The sequence below is a fragment of the Azospirillum sp. genome (assembly GCF_050789165.1).
The window spans coordinates 13,800-32,327 of sequence record NZ_JBOZRT010000134.1 but is presented as its reverse complement, the minus strand read 5'-3'; the positions used below and the strand labels follow the sequence as shown (position 1 = coordinate 32,327).

General features: G+C 65.0%; 20 protein-coding genes and 1 pseudogene. 9 read left to right on the top strand and 12 right to left on the bottom strand.

Annotated elements, in window-relative coordinates:
* Window positions 1–3: 3 nt before the first annotated feature.
* The 4 genes from ACRWK7_RS28500 to ACRWK7_RS28485 all read left to right on the top strand — a co-directional run bounded on the left by ACRWK7_RS28500 (window position 4) and on the right by ACRWK7_RS28485 (window position 7,955).
* The gene (locus ACRWK7_RS28500) at window positions 4–1,983 is read left to right on the top strand and encodes a DUF4815 domain-containing protein (protein WP_431860112.1); all 1,980 of its coding nucleotides are present in this window, start codon (window positions 4–6) and stop codon (window positions 1,981–1,983) included.
* Between the two features lie 11 nt (window positions 1,984–1,994).
* Entirely contained in the window at window positions 1,995–3,197 is a 1,203-nt protein-coding gene (locus ACRWK7_RS28495) for a hypothetical protein (RefSeq protein WP_431860110.1), read from the top strand.
* Between the two features lie 15 nt (window positions 3,198–3,212).
* Window positions 3,213–7,400 (top strand): LamG-like jellyroll fold domain-containing protein, encoded by a 4,188-nt coding sequence (locus tag ACRWK7_RS28490; protein WP_431860108.1) that lies wholly within the window; start codon window positions 3,213–3,215, stop codon window positions 7,398–7,400.
* Between the two features lie 129 nt (window positions 7,401–7,529).
* Window positions 7,530–7,955, top strand: coding sequence for a hypothetical protein (locus tag ACRWK7_RS28485; RefSeq protein WP_431860106.1), 426 nt, complete (start codon window positions 7,530–7,532; stop codon window positions 7,953–7,955).
* Window positions 7,956–7,988: 33 nt separating this feature from the next.
* On the opposite strand, the gene ACRWK7_RS28480 is transcribed toward ACRWK7_RS28485, so the two are convergent.
* The 3 genes from ACRWK7_RS28480 to ACRWK7_RS28470 form a co-directional block, all read right to left on the bottom strand.
* Window positions 7,989–8,375 carry a hypothetical protein gene (locus tag ACRWK7_RS28480; protein WP_431860104.1) on the bottom strand — a complete coding sequence of 129 codons (387 nt, stop codon included), beginning with the start codon at window positions 8,373–8,375 and terminating at the stop codon, window positions 7,989–7,991.
* Window positions 8,376–8,781: 406 nt separating this feature from the next.
* Window positions 8,782–9,075, bottom strand: coding sequence for a hypothetical protein (locus tag ACRWK7_RS28475; protein WP_431860102.1), 294 nt, complete (start codon window positions 9,073–9,075; stop codon window positions 8,782–8,784).
* Complete coding sequence (locus ACRWK7_RS28470) at window positions 9,062–9,733, bottom strand: division plane positioning ATPase MipZ (RefSeq protein WP_431860100.1); 672 nt, start codon at window positions 9,731–9,733, stop codon at window positions 9,062–9,064. The genes ACRWK7_RS28475 and ACRWK7_RS28470 overlap by 14 nt, the downstream gene beginning before the upstream one ends.
* A 241-nt stretch (window positions 9,734–9,974) precedes the next feature.
* On the opposite strand from ACRWK7_RS28470, the gene ACRWK7_RS28465 reads away from it, so the two are divergent.
* Window positions 9,975–10,784 carry a replication initiator protein A gene (locus ACRWK7_RS28465; protein ID WP_431860098.1) on the top strand — a complete coding sequence of 270 codons (810 nt, stop codon included), beginning with the start codon at window positions 9,975–9,977 and terminating at the stop codon, window positions 10,782–10,784.
* Window positions 10,785–10,999: 215 nt separating this feature from the next.
* Here the strand turns inward: ACRWK7_RS28465 and ACRWK7_RS28460 are convergent, their stop codons facing one another.
* Window positions 11,000–11,467 (bottom strand): hypothetical protein, encoded by a 468-nt coding sequence (locus ACRWK7_RS28460; protein ID WP_431860254.1) that lies wholly within the window; start codon window positions 11,465–11,467, stop codon window positions 11,000–11,002.
* Window positions 11,468–11,503: 36 nt separating this feature from the next.
* A pseudogene (locus ACRWK7_RS28455) lies at window positions 11,504–11,632 on the bottom strand (helix-turn-helix domain-containing protein); the annotation flags it as partial.
* A 193-nt stretch (window positions 11,633–11,825) separates the two neighbouring features.
* On the opposite strand from ACRWK7_RS28455, the gene ACRWK7_RS28450 reads away from it, so the two are divergent.
* Window positions 11,826–12,131 carry a hypothetical protein gene (locus ACRWK7_RS28450; RefSeq protein WP_431860096.1) on the top strand — a complete coding sequence of 102 codons (306 nt, stop codon included), beginning with the start codon at window positions 11,826–11,828 and terminating at the stop codon, window positions 12,129–12,131.
* A 1-nt stretch (window position 12,132) separates the two neighbouring features.
* On the opposite strand, the gene ACRWK7_RS28445 is transcribed toward ACRWK7_RS28450, so the two are convergent.
* The 7 genes from ACRWK7_RS28445 to ACRWK7_RS28415 all read right to left on the bottom strand — a co-directional run bounded on the left by ACRWK7_RS28445 (window position 12,133) and on the right by ACRWK7_RS28415 (window position 17,443).
* Window positions 12,133–12,408: a hypothetical protein gene (locus ACRWK7_RS28445; protein WP_431860094.1), complete on the bottom strand. Its 276-nt coding sequence runs from the start codon at window positions 12,406–12,408 to the stop codon at window positions 12,133–12,135.
* 4 nt (window positions 12,409–12,412) lie between these two features.
* Complete coding sequence (locus tag ACRWK7_RS28440) at window positions 12,413–12,592, bottom strand: hypothetical protein (protein WP_431860092.1); 180 nt, start codon at window positions 12,590–12,592, stop codon at window positions 12,413–12,415.
* Window positions 12,593–12,603: 11 nt separating this feature from the next.
* Window positions 12,604–14,364, bottom strand: coding sequence for an AAA family ATPase (locus ACRWK7_RS28435; protein WP_431860090.1), 1,761 nt, complete (start codon window positions 14,362–14,364; stop codon window positions 12,604–12,606).
* Window positions 14,361–14,585 carry a helix-turn-helix transcriptional regulator gene (locus ACRWK7_RS28430; protein WP_431860088.1) on the bottom strand — a complete coding sequence of 75 codons (225 nt, stop codon included), beginning with the start codon at window positions 14,583–14,585 and terminating at the stop codon, window positions 14,361–14,363. The genes ACRWK7_RS28435 and ACRWK7_RS28430 overlap by 4 nt, the downstream gene beginning before the upstream one ends.
* Window positions 14,586–14,669: 84 nt before the next feature.
* Window positions 14,670–15,806, bottom strand: a complete 1,137-nt coding sequence (locus ACRWK7_RS28425; RefSeq protein WP_431860086.1) for a hypothetical protein — start codon at window positions 15,804–15,806, stop codon at window positions 14,670–14,672.
* 17 nt (window positions 15,807–15,823) lie between these two features.
* Window positions 15,824–16,618: a PD-(D/E)XK nuclease-like domain-containing protein gene (locus tag ACRWK7_RS28420; protein ID WP_431860084.1), complete on the bottom strand. Its 795-nt coding sequence runs from the start codon at window positions 16,616–16,618 to the stop codon at window positions 15,824–15,826.
* 150 nt (window positions 16,619–16,768) lie between these two features.
* Complete coding sequence (locus ACRWK7_RS28415; RefSeq protein ID WP_431860082.1) at window positions 16,769–17,443, bottom strand: hypothetical protein; 675 nt, start codon at window positions 17,441–17,443, stop codon at window positions 16,769–16,771.
* A gap of 112 nt (window positions 17,444–17,555) precedes the next feature.
* On the opposite strand from ACRWK7_RS28415, the gene ACRWK7_RS28410 reads away from it, so the two are divergent.
* Genes ACRWK7_RS28410 through ACRWK7_RS28400 form a run of 3 tightly spaced genes read left to right on the top strand, consistent with a single transcriptional unit; the run spans window position 17,556 to window position 18,390 of the window.
* Window positions 17,556–17,786, top strand: coding sequence for a hypothetical protein (locus ACRWK7_RS28410; protein ID WP_431860080.1), 231 nt, complete (start codon window positions 17,556–17,558; stop codon window positions 17,784–17,786).
* 2 nt (window positions 17,787–17,788) lie between these two features.
* Window positions 17,789–18,184, top strand: a complete 396-nt coding sequence (locus ACRWK7_RS28405) for a hypothetical protein (RefSeq protein ID WP_431860078.1) — start codon at window positions 17,789–17,791, stop codon at window positions 18,182–18,184.
* Between the two features lie 2 nt (window positions 18,185–18,186).
* Window positions 18,187–18,390 carry a hypothetical protein gene (locus ACRWK7_RS28400; RefSeq protein ID WP_431860076.1) on the top strand — a complete coding sequence of 68 codons (204 nt, stop codon included), beginning with the start codon at window positions 18,187–18,189 and terminating at the stop codon, window positions 18,388–18,390.
* Window positions 18,391–18,528: the final 138 nt, after the last annotated feature.

The window sequence follows — 18,528 nt, the reverse complement described above, 5'->3', positions numbered from 1 at the left end:
GTAATGGCCATCGAGCTACAGGACTACTTCAGCCGCTACGGCACGGGCGATCACGGCAAGTACGAGCGGCACCTGTTTCGTACCGGGCGTGTCGTCCAGTCGGCGGAGCTGGTCGAAATCCAGGAAGCGCAGATCGACCGTCTGCGCAAGATCGGTGACGTGCTGTTCAAGGACGGGGCGCTTGTTCGGGACGCGCAGTTGATCGTCAATCCCGACACCGGCGCGACCATCGCCGAGAGCGGCGCTCTGTACCTGCGGGGCGCCGTGCGCGGCGTTCCCCCGGCCAGCTTCACCATCCCGGTCAACGGCACGGTGTACGTCGGCGTCTACCTGACCGACGTGGTGGTGACGGAGCTGGAGGACCCAAGCCTCAAGGACCCGGCACAGGACGTGCTGAACTACTCCGAGCCCGGCGCGGCGCGTCTGCGCGTCGACACGGCATGGGGCTACCAGGGCGACGGGCAGACGGGCGAGTTCTACCCGGTCTACACGGTGGTCAACGGCGTCATCCAGACGAAGGAGCCGCCGCCGCAGATCGACGGCGTGTCGGTGGCCATCGAGCGCTACGACCGCCAGTCGGCCGGCGGCTACTACGTCTCCTCCGGCCTGAAGCTGACCCAGCTCGCCGATCTGGGCACCGGCGAGCAGGTCTATTCGCTCCAGGAGGGCGAGGCCCGCATCAACGGCCGCGAGGTGCGTCTGGCGCACGCGCAGCGCTTGGTCTACGACGCCGCGCCGGACCTGAAGACCGTGATCAGCGAGCCGCACACTGCCGTCGGCGGCACCGAGCGCGTGAACTTGAACCACGGGCCGGTGCAGGCTATCAACCTGGTCACCATCACCGCCGAGAAGGTGGTCGACGTGACGCACGGCGGCTTCGCCGGAGCGCTCGACGCGCTTCCCGACACGCCGGTGGTCTCCATCGTGGCGGTCAACCAGGGGGGAACCTGGAACGGCGCCGCCTTCACCGGCGGCACCACCTACCTCCAGGGCACCGACTACAAGCTGACGTCGGACAAGGTGGACTGGTCGCTGCCCGGCGCCGAAATCGCCCCCGGCAGCTCGTACAAGGTGGTGTTCCGCTACATCAAGACGGTCACCCCGACGGCGCCGGACACCACCGGCTTCACGGTTACCGGCGCGGTGCCCGGCACCCTCATCAACACGACCTACGAATGGGCGCTGCCGCGCCTTGACCGGCTGTGCCTGAATGGCGACGGCGAGACCGTGTGGTTGGTGGGCGTCGCCAGCGACAGCAACCTCCAGTCGCCGACCGTCCCGGCCGGCCTGCTGCCGGTCGCCACCGTCAAGCAGACCTGGACCGCCAGCCGGTCGGTGGTCAACGACGCCATCCTCGCGATCCCCATGGACGAGCTGGGGACGATGCGGACGCAGATCGACAACCTGTACCAGCTCGTCAGCCTCCAGGCGTTGCAGATCAACGTCTCGCTCTCCGATCCCTCCTCGAAGAAGGGCGTCTTCGCCGACCCGTTCCTGGACGACGACCTGCGCGACCAGGGCATTGCGCAGACGGCGGCGATCTTCAACGGCCAGCTCATGCTGGCAATCGACGCAGACATTTCCGATCCGAGGGGGTCCGACCGCGTCCTTCTCAACTTCACGCTGGAGCCGGTTCTGGAACAGACCAAGCGCTCGGGCAGCATGAAGATCAACCCTTACCAAGCGTTCTCGCCGGTGCCGGCGCAGATCAGGCTGACGCCGGAGGTGGACTACTGGACGCAGACCGTCACCAGCTTCACGTCCGATTCCACCCAGCGCTTCATCGAGACCGGCCACTTCGTGCCCGGCAACAGCACGCTTACGGGCTCGCGCGTGGTCGAAGACACCGACGTCGTGGTGTCCACGCAGACGGTCGACACGTACCTGCGGCAGATCACCGTCAACTTCAACATCGACGGCTTCGGGCCGACCGAAGTCCTCGACAAGGTGCTGTTCGACGGCATCGACGTCACGCCGGTTTAAGGGGGTAGAGCATGGCAAAGCGACAGGCAAACGCGGCGGGCGTCGTTACCGGCTCCTTCCAGATCCCGGCCAACGTCCCGGGCGGCTCCAAGAAAGTCGAGTTCTTTGGCGCCGGCGGGTCGTACGGCTCCGCGACCTTCGTGGGCAGCAACAAGATCACCAACGAAACGCGCCGGCGCGTGCTGACCATCGAGCGCAACTGGCACGACCCGCTGGCGCAGACCTTCGCCTTGAGCACTGGGCGGCACATCGGCGGCGTCGAGTTGTGGTTCACCGCCAAGGGCGGCTCCGCGCCGGTCCTGGTCCAGATCCGCAACGTCGTCAACGGCGTGCCGAACGGCGACATCCTGGCGCAGGGCATCATCAAGGCGAGCGACATCCTGCTGGGCGGCGTGCCGACCCGGGTGACCTTCCCGCCGCTGTGGGTGGAGGCCAACACCGAGTACGCCATCGTCGTCCTGACCGACGATGCCGACCACGCGCTGGCCGTGGCGGAGCTGGGCAAGTTCGACCAGGTCAGCGGCTGGATCACCGAACAGCCGTACCAGATCGGCGTGCTGCTCTCCAGCTCCAACGCCTCCACCTGGACGCCGCACAACGACCGCGACCTGACGTTCCGCCTGCTGGGCGCCCGGTTCAACACGCTGACCGCGACGGTGCCGCTGGGTACGATTTCGGCGACCGATGCTTCCGACCTGATCGCGGTGGCCAGCGTCGAACAGCCGGCCGCGGACTGCAACGTGGATTTCCTGTTCACGCTGCCCGACAACAGCCAAGTCCGCGTGGCCAGCGGTCAAGTGGCCAGCCTGCCGGCCAAGGTGAACGGCAACGTGTCGGTCGCGGCGGTGCTGAAGGGGTCGGCGCTGCGCTCGCCGGTGCTGTTCCCTGGCGTCCAGCCGATCCTCGGCACGCTCAAGGACACCGGCACCTACGTCTCCCGCGCCATTCCCGCCGGTACCGGCGTCAAGATCACGGTGACGCTGGAAACCTTCACGCCCGGCACCTCCACGGTCCAGGTGCAGGCGCTGGCCGCCGACGGCACGACCTGGACGAACATCACCCTGGCGTCCGCCACGCCGGCCGGCAACGGCTGGGAGGAGCGCACCTACGTCCTGACCGGCTTCACCGCCACCACCACGCGGATCAAGCTGACCCTCTCCGGCACGGCGATCTACCGCCCGCGGGCCCGCAAGCTCCGCGCGTACATCACCTGATAGGGAGCCTGCCTGATGACCGACTATCAGGTCACCGATGACCGCACGTCGCACCTGAACCTGGCGCTGCCGCACAAGGATAACAAGCTGGAGGATGATATCCATCGGCTGCGCGGAGCCGTAGGCGACCTGGACGCTCATGCCCAGCTCGTTGACGAGGACCTTGCGGCCAAAGACGAGGCTATCGGCACGCTTCAGGGCGCTGTCGAGACGCTTCAGGTTAATGCTGGCATAAAGGTCAGCCCAGCAGACACCACGCCCGGCACGCTGGACATCAAGCTCGCCGCCGGCACCAACATCACCCTGACCAAGGTGAACGCCGGGGGGAACGAGCAATACCGCATCGACGGCCAGGGCGGCGCCACGATCAACCAGTCGGCGCCGGCCTACGTGGTGTCCGGTCAGACCACCACCATCACCGGCTCGTCTATCCTGGCCGTCTACGAGCAGTTCGCGGGTCAAGCGTTCAACCTCGACTTCAACACGCGGGCGCAGTACGTCGAGCAGGATGCGGTCAACGGCACCGACAGCACGGGTGGCACCTTTGTGCTGCACAACACGGCCGGCGCGGTGATCGACAGCAACACCAAGCTGCTGATCCACGCTGACGGGGCCAACGGTTCAACGGAGATCGTAGACGAGCGCGGCATCACGCCGTTCGGCACGCACTGCATGTACTTTCAGGACGAGTCCTACTTCAACATCCCGAAGTCCTACAAGATGGCCTTCGGGACCACCCAGGACTTCACCATCGAGACCTGGGTGCGCCTTGAAGCCGCGCCGGCCAACAACGAAGGGTATGTGTTCGACCTTCGCGATGCCAACACTGGGGATGCCCGTGGTGTCGCCTACTTGTCGTACAACTACGGAACCAGCAAGTTCCTAACCAACGGTGCAGCTGGTATGGTCGCCAGCGCGACCAGCGCGGCGCAGGTGTGGCACCACGTCGCCATCGTTCGCTACAACGGCACCCGTACCCTGTACGTCGATGGTGTGAGCGTCGGGTCGGCCGCCGACACCACCAACTACACCAACTCGCAGATTTGGCTCGGCAGGATGGCCACATCGGGGCCGAACGGCTACAGCCTCAACGGCTGGCTCTCGAATTTCCACGTCTCGAAGAAGGCCCGCTACACCGCCAACTTCACCCGCCCGACGGCCGAGTTCACCCGCGACGCCGACACCGTGTACCTGTTCAAGGGCTATGACGGTCATGGCTCGCAGCTGATCCGTGACGACAGCCGGAGCGGGCATGAGGTCACGTTCGGGTCTAACTCCAGCGTCTCCACCGCTCAGTCCAAGTTCGGGGCGTCCTCCGCCGTGTCGTCCGCCACCTCCAGTGGGCTGTCCGTACAGCTGTCAAAGGGGCACGCCGACCTACAGGTAGGATCGGACGACGCGACCGTCGATTTCTGGTTCCGACACACCAGCGGGGATGGGCTTGTGTTGCTGCGAGGTGGCACAACGGCCTGGGCACCCTTGCTCTACCTGTCGGGCGGCAACATCACCCTGTACCTCAGCAGCAATGGTAGTTCGTGGAACATCGCGAACGGCCTCGTGCTCGACGCGTTCACCACGGCGACCTGGACGCACGTTGCGCTCACCCGGAGCGGGTCCAGCGTCTACGCCTTCGTGAACGGGGTGTTGAAGCAGACCTTGGCCGTCAGCACCGGAAGCCTGCAATGGGGGGCGACGTGGTACTTCGGTGTCGAGTACAACGGATCGGGCGGGTTCGCCGGCCACCTCGACGAGATCCGCGTCAAGCGCGGAGAGTGCGCATGGAACGCGACCTTCACCCCGCCGACCAGCCCCTACACTACCGATGACCGCACCATCCTGTTGCTGCACTTCGATGGTGCCAACGGCGACAAGGTGACGCTGGACAGTAGCGAAAGCAGCTACGGGAACAACGGGTTCGGTGACACGACGATCCCGATCTTGACATTCCAGAACAGCGCCGCGCTGTCGTCGGCGCAGACGCGCGGTGGGCATGGCACATCTCTGGCGCTGAACGGCACCAACCAGTATACCATTGCTCAGTTTGCGACGCCGAGCGCCGGCCACCCGATCTATTTCGCCCCTGGGGAGCAGTTCTGTATTGAGGGGTGGTTCTACATCGTCAACCCCGCCGCCTCGTCGCAGATGTTGTTCTCGATTGACTCCAATGTCGGCGCTACCGGAACGACATCCATTTTCGTCCAAACGAACAACACTAACAGTATCGCCTCGTTCCGCGTCGCCACTGCGTCGGCAAACGGTGGTGCCAACTTTATCGCCGGCTGGAACCATGTGGCGCTGGTGCGCGAGCCCCGCGGTTACGTCCTGTACGTCAACGGCACGGGTGGCTCTCCGGTCAACCCCGAGGTCAACCCCAGCTACGCGGCGCAGGCGTATAACCTCTGGCTTGGCAACGCTGGGATTGGCTCGTTCTACCTGAACGGCGCTGTCGATAGCGTCCGCATCACCCACGGCAAGCCCCGCTATCAAGCCAACTTCACGCCGGGCAACCTGACCCAGGACGACGATACCGCGTTGTTGTGGGTGTTTGATGGCTCGGTCGGTCAGAAGTGGGTCAAGGAACTGTCGAAGAACACCGCGCTGACCCAGGCGACCAACGCGCGGACGGTGAAGGATGGGGTGTGGATTGCCCCGGCCTCCACCTCTGGTACCATCACCACGACCAGCCCTAAGTTCGGCACCGGAGCCGTGGCGTTCTCTGGCGGCGGGGCGCAGTTCATCTCCATTCCCGACGCGTCCATTCCCAAAATGACCACGGCGAATTGGGTTGTTGATTTCTGGGTCAACGCGGCGACCGGACACTACATCCTGTCGAAGGGGGTGGCGGCCACGGGTTCCGGCATCGTCATCAACTACGATAGCGGCACCACGTCGATCCGCGCCAATGTCAGCAGCAACGGTTCGACATGGGACATGCTGAACGACGTTGCGCTCCTGACCGGTGTCACTTTTAATACGTGGCACCATATCGCCATTGTCCGCAGCGGCACTAGCCTGTACGCATACCTCGACGGTGTGCGTGGGCCGATCCTGAGCATCCCCAGTGCGATCTACGACAACACAAACGCCTGGGTTGTCGGCCGCATTGGAGGAAAGATGGACGAGATCCGGTTCAGCGTCGGCACCGACCGAGGCTGGACCGGCAGCACCATCACCGTGCCGACCCTCGCCTACGGCCAGCAGTATGTGACCGGTCCGTACTACGTCACCACCTCGAATACCAGCCGCATCGACGTGTCGGCGTTCACCTCCATCGACAACGTGGCGGTTGCGGAGACGATCAACCCGAGCACGGCGATCAAGTACGCAGTCAGCTTCGACGGCCGGACGACGTGGTACGGCAAGAACCCCGTCGCTTACCCGACAGACCTGACCAATGCGGTGTGGGTGCTGGCGGGCAACGCGACGATGACGCCAGCGGCCAGCGTCGCCGCGCCGGATGGCACCGCGACCGCTGCGCTGTTGACGGACGCCGACACGGCCAACAACGGGCGCGTCACGCAGACCATCACCCTGCCGGCCGACACGCTGACGCGCACGTTCTCGATGTACGTGAAGGCCGGCACCAGCCAGAACTGCCGGTTCACCTTCACCGCTGGGAACAGTCTGGTATCGTACCTGAACTTCGCCACCGGCACCGTGACCAACACCACGGCGAACACAATGACGGCCACGGCGGTCGGCGGCGGCTGGTACCGCGTCACCGGTTCCGTCACCAACACGGCGAGCGCGACGTGCACCCTCAGCGTCATGATCGCCACCGGCAACGGCGTCGGCGACGTGACCCAGACCGGCACGCTCTACCTGTGGCACCCGCGGATCGACATCGGAGGTTCGGCCTCGGCGGTGGATTTGCCGGCGGGCATGGCGAACCTCGGATCGCTGTCGGCCGCCAACCTCGACACCTTCGGCTTGACCTCGGCGGAGATGGCGGCGACCAATGGCCTGCTCGGGTGGAGCCCGACGCTCGGAACTGCCATCGACATCGCGGCCAGCCTGAAGACCGCCAACCAGAGCTTCACACCCATCCTCGACAACGTCACGGTGACCATGGACGAGTACCAGATGCTCACGCCGGGGCTCGACTACACGGTCAAGCGCAAGAAGGCGACGGGCGCGCAGACGCTCACCTTTATCCGCGTCAAGGGCGGCAACGCGCAGCACGTCTTTGACTACGTCGCCTGAGCCGCGACAACACTCCAAGCGGGGCCGCCGAATGGTGGCCCCTTCCTCACCACAGGTTGGTCGTGATGCCACTCTGAACCAGCGCCAGCATCCTGGGCGCTGGCTTTTCTATTCAGAGGCGCGCGAATCGTGGACTACAGCAAAATCCTGGAGCGACCGGAAGCCTGGGGCTTCGCCGGCCTGGCCGTCTCTCAGCTCGTCACCTTGCTCCTCGGCCGGCGCAAGGCGGCGGCGGAGGCCCGGAAGACGCTGCTGGAGGCGAGCACCGAGGCCAAGCGCGCGGAGGCCATCGACCGGGATGCGGCGTTCAAGGAGATGATGGAGGTCGTCAAGACGCTCCGGCAGGACGTCACCGAGCTGCGCAACCGCCTCGATGACGAGCGCGAGATGCGGAAGCGTCTCCGGGACGAGCTTGACCAGGAGCGGGAGCTGCGGCTGAAGGCGGAAACCGAGGTCAGGGAGCTTGGTGAAAAGCTCCAGCGGCTCCAGAACGAACTTCAGCGCCGTGGGGTGAACATCGCTCTGACCGCCATGGGCGACCCCGACAGCGTCTAGGACGCGAGCGTTCGTCAGAAGGAGGGCAAGGGCTTATCCGTTGAACCCTTGCCCGCCAACACCCTGCGTGAAGCGCGAGACCCAGGTGACGAGCCCATTGAAGCTCACGAGGTCGTGGGTCAGAACCACGTTGTCGCCGCGGAACCGTTCAGCGAGCTTCATACGCTCGAAGATCGCATTCCCCTTGGCCTTCTTGTCCAGGCCCTTGGTGCTCTTGCGCCACATCAGCCGCTGCACTGATCCGTCGGCGAAGACCAAGTCCACGTAGTAGACCGGCACGTTGCTGTCCCAGCCCGATATCACCGGCCCAATGCCAACCGGAGCTTCGCCGGCCTCTACTTGCAGCGACTGAATGGCATTTAAGCCCTTCACCGTCTTAACTATGGCGCTACCTAACACGCCTTCGGTCGTTAAAGCCATACTCACCTCCATGCCTCCGACCAAGCTCCTATCAGCGCCTCTTGGCGCCGCTCCTAGCCGGTCACACGCGTTGGTTTTGATGTCTTTACATAGCCACGCGAAACAACCCCTTGTAAATAGGATTTTTCCAATCCGACGACAACTAAGCTTTTTGGTGACAGAGAAGCCAAAGGGGTGATGCCGTCTGGCAACTATCTTTACCTCATATGGATATGAAATTTCGCATTTTTGTGGGGACTTGGGAACTCATTCGCAGGTTGATAAGACGGCAGTCCTTTAAAACACTGAACGAACAAATGCTCAAATCTTAATCAATGGGCAATGGCGAAGCGAATCGGCCTTACCGGATTAAGCGCCGGATAGGAAAGAGACCAGCCCGTTTCTCACGGGCTGGACCGGCCGTTGCTCACTCAATGCCGCGTTCGCGGAACTCCCTCTCGACCAGCTCCTCCAGGGCTCGCTCCACGAGGAGTCGCTTCGAGGTGTCGAGCTGCTTCACCAGCCATTCGACCTTGGCCAGCAGCTTCTCCGGCATGTCCACGTTGAGCTGCTTCCGTACGTCGTCGCGCAGGTAGGGCGCCTGCCAAGGGTAGGCGCTCTTTCCCGGCGCCGCTGCGATGAAATCGGCCGCTGGATCGTGCGCCGGCACCTGCGCGCCGCCAGCGCCCGGCTTGGGCACTTTGCCTTTAGGAACGGCCATTCATCACCTCCCGGAACAGGCGCCGCATCTCGGTCACCGCCTTGGTGTCCCGCTTCTGTACCTCGAACACGGCGAGCCCTTCGCTGGTGGCCTTGCCGTAGGCGGCGCGGCCGGTCGTCGGCACCAGAGATTCGCTCGGCAGGTCCGGCACGTTTTCCTTCATCCAGTCCACCACCTCGCCCGGCGCGCGCTCGGAGTTCTGGTAGGGGATGCGGTTCACCACCAGCACCAGGCGCAACTCCGGGTTCAGCACCTTGGCTCGCTCGTAGATGGCCTCGATCTTGGGCAACTCCCACAATTCCAATGGATCTGGCGGGGTAGGCACCAACAGGACCTGGGCGATGGTCGCCGCGGCGCGTAGCTCCGGCGAATCCTGCGCGCCGGTGTCCACCACTACCACCTGATAGCGGTTGGCGAAGTCCTTCAGCTCCGGCCGGATGTCCTTGCCGGTCACCGTGACGCAACGCACCAGCGGCGCCTCCGGGTGGAACTCCTTGCGCTGCTCCGCCCACTTCGCCGCGGAGTGCTGCCGCGGATCGGCATCGACCAGGATGGTGTCCAGGCCGTCCGCCACCGCCATGGCGGCGATGTTGACGGCATTGGTGGTCTTGCCGGCGCCGCCCTTCTCGTTCCCAACCAGTATGATCGTACCGGGCATGGGGCTCCCCTTTCGGTTGATTGGAAATTTCCTTATCACATGATGCCCCGCTAGCCTAGCTAGGCTAGGTAGTCGGAATGCTAGGCGTGGATGATTCGGTACTCCGCGCACAAGTCGCTCTTGACTCGGTACTCCGCGCACACCAAAGCTGGAGATCGGTACTTCGCGCACGCCCGGCCGACTCGGTACTTCGCGCACGCCCGGCTGGAAGCGAATCGGTACTTCGCGCACGGGGAGCCTCATGGGGAAGCAAGTCGACCTGTTCCTGGACACCATCGTCTCAGCGCCGCTGAAGGACGATAGGGCATTGATGGAGTTCCCGTTTTTCAGCCTCCAGAAGCACTCCAGGACGGAGCCCATCGTCTACGAGGACGGGGCGATCAAGATCCGCATCTCCGCCGGCGAGAAGGGCATCGCGACGATCTGGGACAAGGACATCCTCATCTACGTCGCCAGCGCCATTAACGACCGAATCGAACGCGGCCTGCCAGTCAGCCGCACCGTCCAGTTCCATGCGCACGACCTGCTGAAGCTAACCGGCCGGGGCACTGGAAAGCGCGCCTACGAGCTGCTGCTGGACGCGCTGTACCGGCTGCGCAGCACCACCATCGAGACCACCATCGAATCGGCCGAGCTGCGCGAGCGCCGCGGTTTCGGCTGGATCGAGACGTGGAAGGTGGTCGAGCGAACGACGACCACCGGCAAGAAGGTGATGGCAGCCATCGAGGTGACGCTGAACGACTGGATGTTCCGGGCCATCGTCCAGGATCGCCGGGTGCTCACCATCAACCCAGCCTATTTCGAGCTGGAGAAGGGCCTGGAGCGCCGTCTGTACGAACTGGCCCGCAAACACGTCGGAGAACAGCCGGAGTGGCGCGTGGGCCTGGAGAAGCTGGCCCGCAAGGTCGGTACTTCGCGCACGCTTCGCTTCTTCAAGCGCGACCTGCTGGAGGTGATCGAGCGCAACGCGCTGCCAGATTACACCGTGGAGCTGGAAACGGAGCTGAACGGCTCCAGGCCAATCGTCGTGTTCCGACCGCGCACCCTGTGAATCCGCTCGGTACTTGGCGCACGCCGAGTCGGTACTTCGCGCACAATTGCGCTCGGTACTCCGCGCACGCTGATTCGGTACTTCGCGCACGCGAATCGCTGATAAGCCTATGACGTGTAAGCGAAATCCGCCCCTCTAACGTTCTAACACCAAGAGTCTAACTCTTTAACGACCAGGGGGCTGTGGGTAAGTCATAGGGAAGCTGTGCCCCATGGCTACAACTCCGCCTTCGTCTCGCACTCCAGATCGAGCGGGGGCAGACGGTCCACATACACGTCAAAAAGTTGGTCATACACAACAACGTAGCGATCACCGTCCACCTCGACCGGCATCCATGTCCTCCGCACAAGACGGCCAGGATTCAACACCGATGTGTCGTTGAACGAGACCGATGCAAGTTGGCTACCCGGCCGCACCAGCTCAACCGACCATTCCTTCCGAACGATTTTCCCGTTCTCCGTCATCAGGCCGGCGATATCGGCTCCAATATGGCTTTCGCCACGCTCTCGGAAGGTGTCACGTATCAGCTTCGACGCAACCCACATGCGCCAATGCGGGTCCACCAGTGACGCGGCTGTTGGGCCAGGGTGCATACTGATAATCAGTCGCAGATGCTCCGGCAGTATCGGCTCGGATAACCGTTGGCGCGTGCGGTAGCCGGCCGTCCGCTCGTAGTCCAGCATGCGGCTCCTGTAACGGAGTTGATCTTCCGGCTTAGGAACAACCTCGCCCGTCACCCATCTCGACACCGTCCCTTGGCGAACGCCGACGATCAAAGCAAATGGTTCTTGCTTCAAGCCATGCCGTACTCGAAACGATTCCACCTCGGCAGCCCATGTAACTGGCATTTTGCCTAGCGGTGCTTCTTGGCTCGTTCTGCCCATACCCTGGTATGTCATGCTTCCCCATCGCGTATATGCGCGTATACGGTTTTAGGAGACCATTCGTAAATTTGTGGTATAGGAATTTTCCAAGCGGTTACCTCCATCGGTATAGCTGCGTTGCAACCCGGGGTCACCCACGAAGGAAGGGCTAAACGTCGTGCACACCGTCGAAACTCTCTGGACCGACTGGAACCAGCGGCTCGTTGAAATCTCCCGACTCATGGCGTCAGGGGACGGCCGAAAGGCGGACGAGGTGCGCATGGGGATGTACGGCGTTGAACGGGCTATGCGCGGCATGCGTGCGCCGCGCGGTTCCGAGCGCGCCAGCGCGGAGATCAAGCTGCGGATCGCGCTCCACTACGCCCGTGAACAGGACCATACGAGCGAGGAGCTGGACCCCAACTGGCAGATGGTCGAGAGCGCCTTGCACGACCTGGAGGCGGCGAAGGCCCCCCTCACGTAGGTCACTCGGCGGCCATGGCGAAGATGGCGGGCGTGTCGTGTCCCGCCATTCGCCTTTCCCAGTCCCAGCGGAACACTGTCTCCCCGTCCGGCAGGTGGACGACGTCCCAGATCGGATCAACGGACATGTCGCGCGAACGCACCATGCCTGGCAGCCGGCCGGCGGAGCGTTCCGCCAGTTCCAGGCACGGCGCCAGCACCACGTCGACCTGCCGCTCGCCGAAGCGGTCGGTGTGGTCGACGTAGAAGCGCATCAACGCCGCGTTGTCCCGGACCATAGCGTTACCCCCGCTGGCGCTTGATGTGGGTGGAGTGGCGGTCCCATGCCTCGTTGGCGTAGCCGTCCATCATCTCGACGCCAGCATGGAAGCCAATGCACATGGCTCCCCAGATCATCCCCAGCGGGATCATCGGTGTGGCGAAAACCAGGGCCACCACAGCTTTGAAGAAGCGCATCAGCATGGTCTCCTCCGTCACGCTGCGGCCTTGGCCGGCTCGGCGGTCGCCTCGCCCAGCCAGTGGACGGACACCACCGACGGCACCTTGGGCGGCTCCTTCAGGGTGCCCAGCACCAGCGCCGTGTCGAGCGCGCCGGACTGCGTGACCTGGTGCAGCCACACCAGCGCCGGCCGGCGGCTCGGCACGTCCAGAACGTCGAAGCGGTCCAGGATGACGAAGCGCAGCTCCGAGTGGATGGCCAGCGCCACGGCCAGCGCCACGTCCGCCCGCCAGCGCTCGGACTCGGACAGGAGACCGTAGGGCCGGCCGCCGGCGGTGATCGTCATGTCGGCCGCGATGACCACCTGCGGCCACCGCGTCGCCGCGGCTTGGTCGCGGAGGGTGGCGTTGATCGGATCGAGGGCCTTGGCCAGCAGTTCGCCGGGGATGCCGTCGGGCGCCAGCGCCGCGGCGAGAGCCGTCCACTCCTTCACCGCCTGATGGTGCTCCGCCGCCTTCTTGGTCACCTCGGCGGCCCGGTCGATGGCCTGCTGGTCGCCGCGCAGCTTCGCCACCCGCTGTTGAAGCTCGGTCTGCTCGGCCTGCGCCTCGCTCAGCTCGTGATCCAGGGCCGCGCGCTGCGACGAGACCTCGCCGTCGGGAACCTCCTCGATGGTGGCCAACGCCTGTTCAGCCGCCTCGGCATCGGTCACCACCTGCACGGCCGCACGATGCGCCTCCTCGGCCCGGCGGAAGGAGATCCGCGCTTCTGCCAAGTCGTCCGTGGCGGTGTCCTGCTCGGTCTTGGTGGCCACCCTCTCCGGCAGCGCGTAGGGCAACAGCGTTGATCCCCCCTTGCCCAGCACCACGGAGCCGCGGCAGTGCGGGCAGGACAGGTAGTTCTCGGCCGTCCGGTGGTCGACGTCGGCCTTCTGCCGCTCGGCAGCCTCCACGGCCTCGTGCGCCTGCGTCATGCGCACGGCCGCGCGCTCCAGCTCCTCCCGAAGGTTGGGAAGGGTGGCGACCTTCCGGCGCAGCGTGGCGGCACGCTCCGACTGTTCCTGTGCAGCCCTCTGCTTGCCCTCGATGGCGCCCAACAGGCGCTGGAGGTTGGCGATGTCGTTCGGCAGCTCGGCGAGCCGCTCGCTGGCGCGGCTCAGCTCGTCCGCGTCGACCATGTCCGGCGCCTTGGCCGTCCAGGTCTCGGCCTTCTTGTCGCCGTATGCTTCGCCGGTGATCGCCTTCCAGGCGCCGCGCGCTTCGGTCGCTTGGCGCTCCGCCAGCGTGATCCACGCCGCAGTGCCGGCCGCCATGGCGGCACGGAGGGGCTTCAGGACGTGCTCCGGGTGCTTGCGCTCGACCAGCAGCGCCAGCAGCGCCTCTGGCGTGGCGGCGACGCGCATCACCTTGAACAGCAGCTCGCGCCGCTCGTCGGCCGTCATCCCGGCGAACTTGGTGGCGTCGAGGAGGCAGGGGATAGCCTCCTTGGCGGCGCTGTCGGGTACCGGGACGGCGCTGGTGGTGGTCATCTTGCCGGTGCCGACGTCGCGCGTGACCGCCGCGTCGCCGATCTGGAGCGTGATGCTGCCCTTATCGGCGCCGTCGGTGATCAGCGCCTTGCGCTCGCCCTTCGTGGCCACGCGGCGCAGCTCGGCCATCAGGCCGAAGGCGACGGCGTCGCCGACGCTGGACTTTCCGGCGCCGTTGGGCCCCACCACCAGCGACAGGGGCGATAAGGCGAGGTCCAGGTGACGGTGGGCGAGGAAGTTGCGTAACTGGATGCCGGAGAACTTCATTGGTCGTCTCCCTTGGTGCGGCGGGTCTTGCGGGCGTCCATGAACTTGACGACGTCGTCGCGGTCGTAGATGACGCGCCGTCCGAGCTTCACGAACGGGGGGCCGTCGCCGTCCTCGGCGAGCTGGCGCAGGGTGCGTTCCGACAGGGTCAGGAACTTCGCCGCCTGACGGCGGGTCATGTACTTCGGCAGCTCGTCCCCTGGCTTGTTTCGCTTGGCCATGACGGGATTCCTGGGCGTCTGATGCGTGTGGATGGTCTACCTAGGCTAGGTAATCTACCTAGCCTAGGTAGGAGGTGCAGGCTTCTACTCGGCGTCGCCGAACCCGTCGTCCGCCTGGGCGAGGTTGAGCTGGCCGGCCGGCGGCGCCTTCTCCGGGGCGGCTGCCGTCTCCGGTGCAGCCGCACGGCGGGGGGCGTTCTTGGGCGCCTCCACCGTCTGGTCGGCCGCAGCCGGCGCGCTGTCCTGGCGCGGCGCGGCCGTGTCCGCGGGCGCCTGCTGGCTGCTGGTCGGCGGCGCAGCGCCGGCATCGGCCGGCCCGGCATCCTCCTCCACCTGGTCGTCGCGCTCGTCACCATCGACCAGACCGCGGGCGCGGTCACCATCGGCGGATGGGGCCTCCTCGACCGGCGCCCACACGCCCTCGTCGTTCAGCTCGGCCTCGATGATGTCCTGGTTCTCCTCGACCGTCTTCAGCCCCATCAGCAGCTCCGGCGCGTAGAGGCGGCCGAAGAAGGTGGCGGCGCGGTAGCGGATCATCAGCTCGGGCATGGTCTGCCACTTCGAGCCGTTCTTGCCGTACCAGCCCTCCTTGACGGCCATTTCCATGGAGACGGGCGGGGATTCCAGGCGCTCGCCGGTGGCCTTCTCCGTCGCCCAGGCGACACAGACCATGTTCGGCACGGTGGTCTTGACCGGTACCGACTTTTTGACGTTCTTCTTCTTCGCGTCGTCCCACGTCCATTCGGTGATGGAGTACTCGACGTCCTTGGTGCCGTCGGTGGTCACCTTGAACTGGAGGCTGGTGAACCGCTTGCACGAGTTGATGGCGGAGATGACGAACTGCGAAGACCAGCTCGGCCGACCCTCCACGATGTAGAGGTTCTGCATCACCATGAGCACGTCCGCGCCGATGCGGTTGGCCATGTTGATGGCGATGATGCAGTTCGGGATGGCGCTCGGGTTGTCGTACCACTCGTCCGTCTTCTTGTCCCGGATACGGAGCTGGTACTGGGCGGGAACCAGGGTGGAAGAGGCGAGCCCGCGCGCAACGCGCTGGGTGAACTCCCAGGAGGCGAGGTCGCCGAAGCCGACGGTGATCGTCGGCATGGCGGCCTCGGGGGCGACGGGCTGCACGGAGTTCGCCGGCCGGCGCGCCGGCGGCTGGGCGGGACGCTGCTGGGCGCCGCCGCGGAGGTCTGCAACGGTCTGAACCTGGGCCATGGGGCCGATTCCTTTCTTCAGGCGTACACAGCCCGACGGGGGAGAGTGAGGGTTTCGAGGGTGGGCGAGTAACCCGGCCAGTCGTTGTTGCGCTGGCAGTCGGCGTAGCGGGTGAGCTGCGCACGCACCTCTTGGCGCCCCTCTTCCAGATCGGCGGGGGACAGCTCGTAGGCCCCGACCAGGAACGGCGCTTCCTTTTCGACGGCGAGGAAGATGAACGCCTCCGGCGTCCAGCCGCAGGCCGCCTCAACGCCGTCCCGGTAAAAGGCATCCTGCCAGTGGTATTTGTAGTTGCGGCATGACCAGCCGAACTCGACTTCACTGGCGTCTTCGGTGGACTTCAGGTCCACCAGAATACGCATCTCCGGGCGGATGCCGTCGGCGCGCCCCCGGCACAGAAGGCCGGTCTCCTCGTCGATCCAGTAGAAGGACTGCTCGACCAGGAGCTGGGGCTTCAGCAGCTCCGCGGCGACGGGGTGCTTGTGCACAGCGTCGCGAATGCGCAACGCGTTTTCGAATTCGGGCCGCTTGACCAGCTCGCGACCCATCGCCTTGGCCGCCTCTTCCTTATACGCCCCGTCGCGCGGGTTCAGCCGCTCCAGGTCGCACGGGTGGTACAGCGTCTCCAGGAGGTGGGACTGGAGGACGGCGCAATGGATCAGGCTGCCGAAGGAGAGGGCCTTGGCCTCCTTCTTCTCGCCGTAGCGGGCCTTGGCCGGCGCCTTGGCGAAGATTTTCAGCTTGGACACGGAGACGCCGTTGCTGGCGTGGTACTCGTCCTCGGGGATGTTGGGATAGATGCCGGGTTCCATGATCGCTCCTAGCGGCTAGATGCGGCTATGAGCGGCGAGGATAGGAAATATCTAAGACACCCGCAAGTGTGAAATTGGAAATATCCTAGAGCGAGGGCAAAAAGAACCCCGGCAGCCAGTGCCGGGGCCCGGACGGAGGCGCTCGCGCGCTCAGCCGATGTAGGTGCCGACCACCTTCATGAGGCGCACGTCCTCGCGCTTGAACTCGCGCGCCTGGTCGTCATCCTGCTTCAGGGAGACGGTGCCGCCGTCCATGCGGTCCAGCTCGCCGATCATGGCGAGTCGACTATCCTGCACCACCACCGCAGTGTCACCGAGCCGCGGCGGCTGGTTCGGCCGCACGTAGGCAAGGTCTCCGGGGCGAAGCCGGCCGGTGGCGGCCGCCACCCACACGGCGAAGGCGCCCGGGATGTTGACCAGGTAGGGCGGGCATGGCGTGTGTTCCCGCGGGCTGTCCATGTCCAACGTATCGCCGTCGTTGAACACCGGCAGGCCCGGCGCCGCCAGCACCGCAACGGCCGAGCTGGCGGACTGCTGCGCCGGAGCGTCCACGTCAGCGTGGCGGACGGACGGCTGCCGCCCACGCAGTGCTTTCGGGATCACGGGGAACAGTAGAAGGTCGTCTTCGGGGATCTCCAGCGAAATGGAGATGACCTTGCGCACATCCTCCGGCAGATGCTTGGGGCTCCCGCGGTAAATGAACTGGTGAACGTACGCCTCGTTCCTTTCGGCAAGGCGGCTGAGTTCCGCAAGGGTGACACCCTTTTCGCGGGACTTCTTCACGATCAGTTCGCGGACGCGGTCCAGTTCGCGGCCCTGTTCCATAGCTATGCCCATAGCGTGGCTTGATACTCATACAAGGATATTTCCTAGCCGCCCCGACCGCTAGGGGTAAACCCAGTTGATTTGCTAGGCATGAATAGGATATAGCCGAGGAATGAGAAATTTCCTCGCCGACGTCGAGGCTTTCCTAGCCCGACACCCCGAAGTCTCCCCGACGCGGTTCGGGGAGGAATCGGTCAACGATCCCGCCCTGGTCCGCCAGCTCCGCAACACGGAGAAGCCGCGCCGTCCGCGCACCGACACCTGCGAGAAGGTCTACAACTGGATGACCTCCTACGAGGAGAAGCACGGCACCGACACCCGTGCGACGGCGGAGGCCGCCTGACCATGGAAGGTGCTGGATCGCTCTCCTTCACACTCAGCGCGCCGACGAAGCTGTTGAACCAGCTCCTGCGGATGCACTGGTCGAAGCGCCGGAAGCACCAGCAAGCCCTCTCCTGGGAAGTCAAGATCCTCACCTCCGGCAAGCGGCCGGCGGTTCCATTCGCGCGCGCCAAGGTGCGCGTCGAACGCCACAGCCTGCGCGAGCCCGACGTCGACGGCATGATCGGCGGGTTCAAGCACCTGCTCGACTGCCTCCTCCCCCATTCCGACCGGCACCCGAACGGGCTCGGCATCATCGCCGACGACAACCCCCGGTGCCTCCAGCTCGAACCCGTCTCCGTCCTGGTCAAGCACCGCGCTGACCAGAAGACCGTCGTCCTCATCGAGGAGCAACCCTAGCCATGGTCCACATCACCGCCGCGCATCTCGTGGGGGCCGAGGAAGTCAGCCAGGCCGGTTACATCCTGACCCCGAGCACCTTGTTGCAGCGCGCGCGCCTCTGGTGGCTCTACCGGCGCGGCGCGGTCCTGTCGCTGGGGCAGGTGGACGGCAAGCCGACCTACCTCGTGCTGCGGTCGATGCTCAAGCCCAAGGCCGGCAAGTAGCCGAGCCCGCGTCAGCGCCGGACACCACCGGCGCTTTTCTTCGCCCTCCGATTTTGTCTCTTTTTGCGAGTAGACCCGCGATGAAACTCCTCTCAGGGAAGGAAACGGCCGCGCGTCTCGGCGTGAGCTATTGGACGC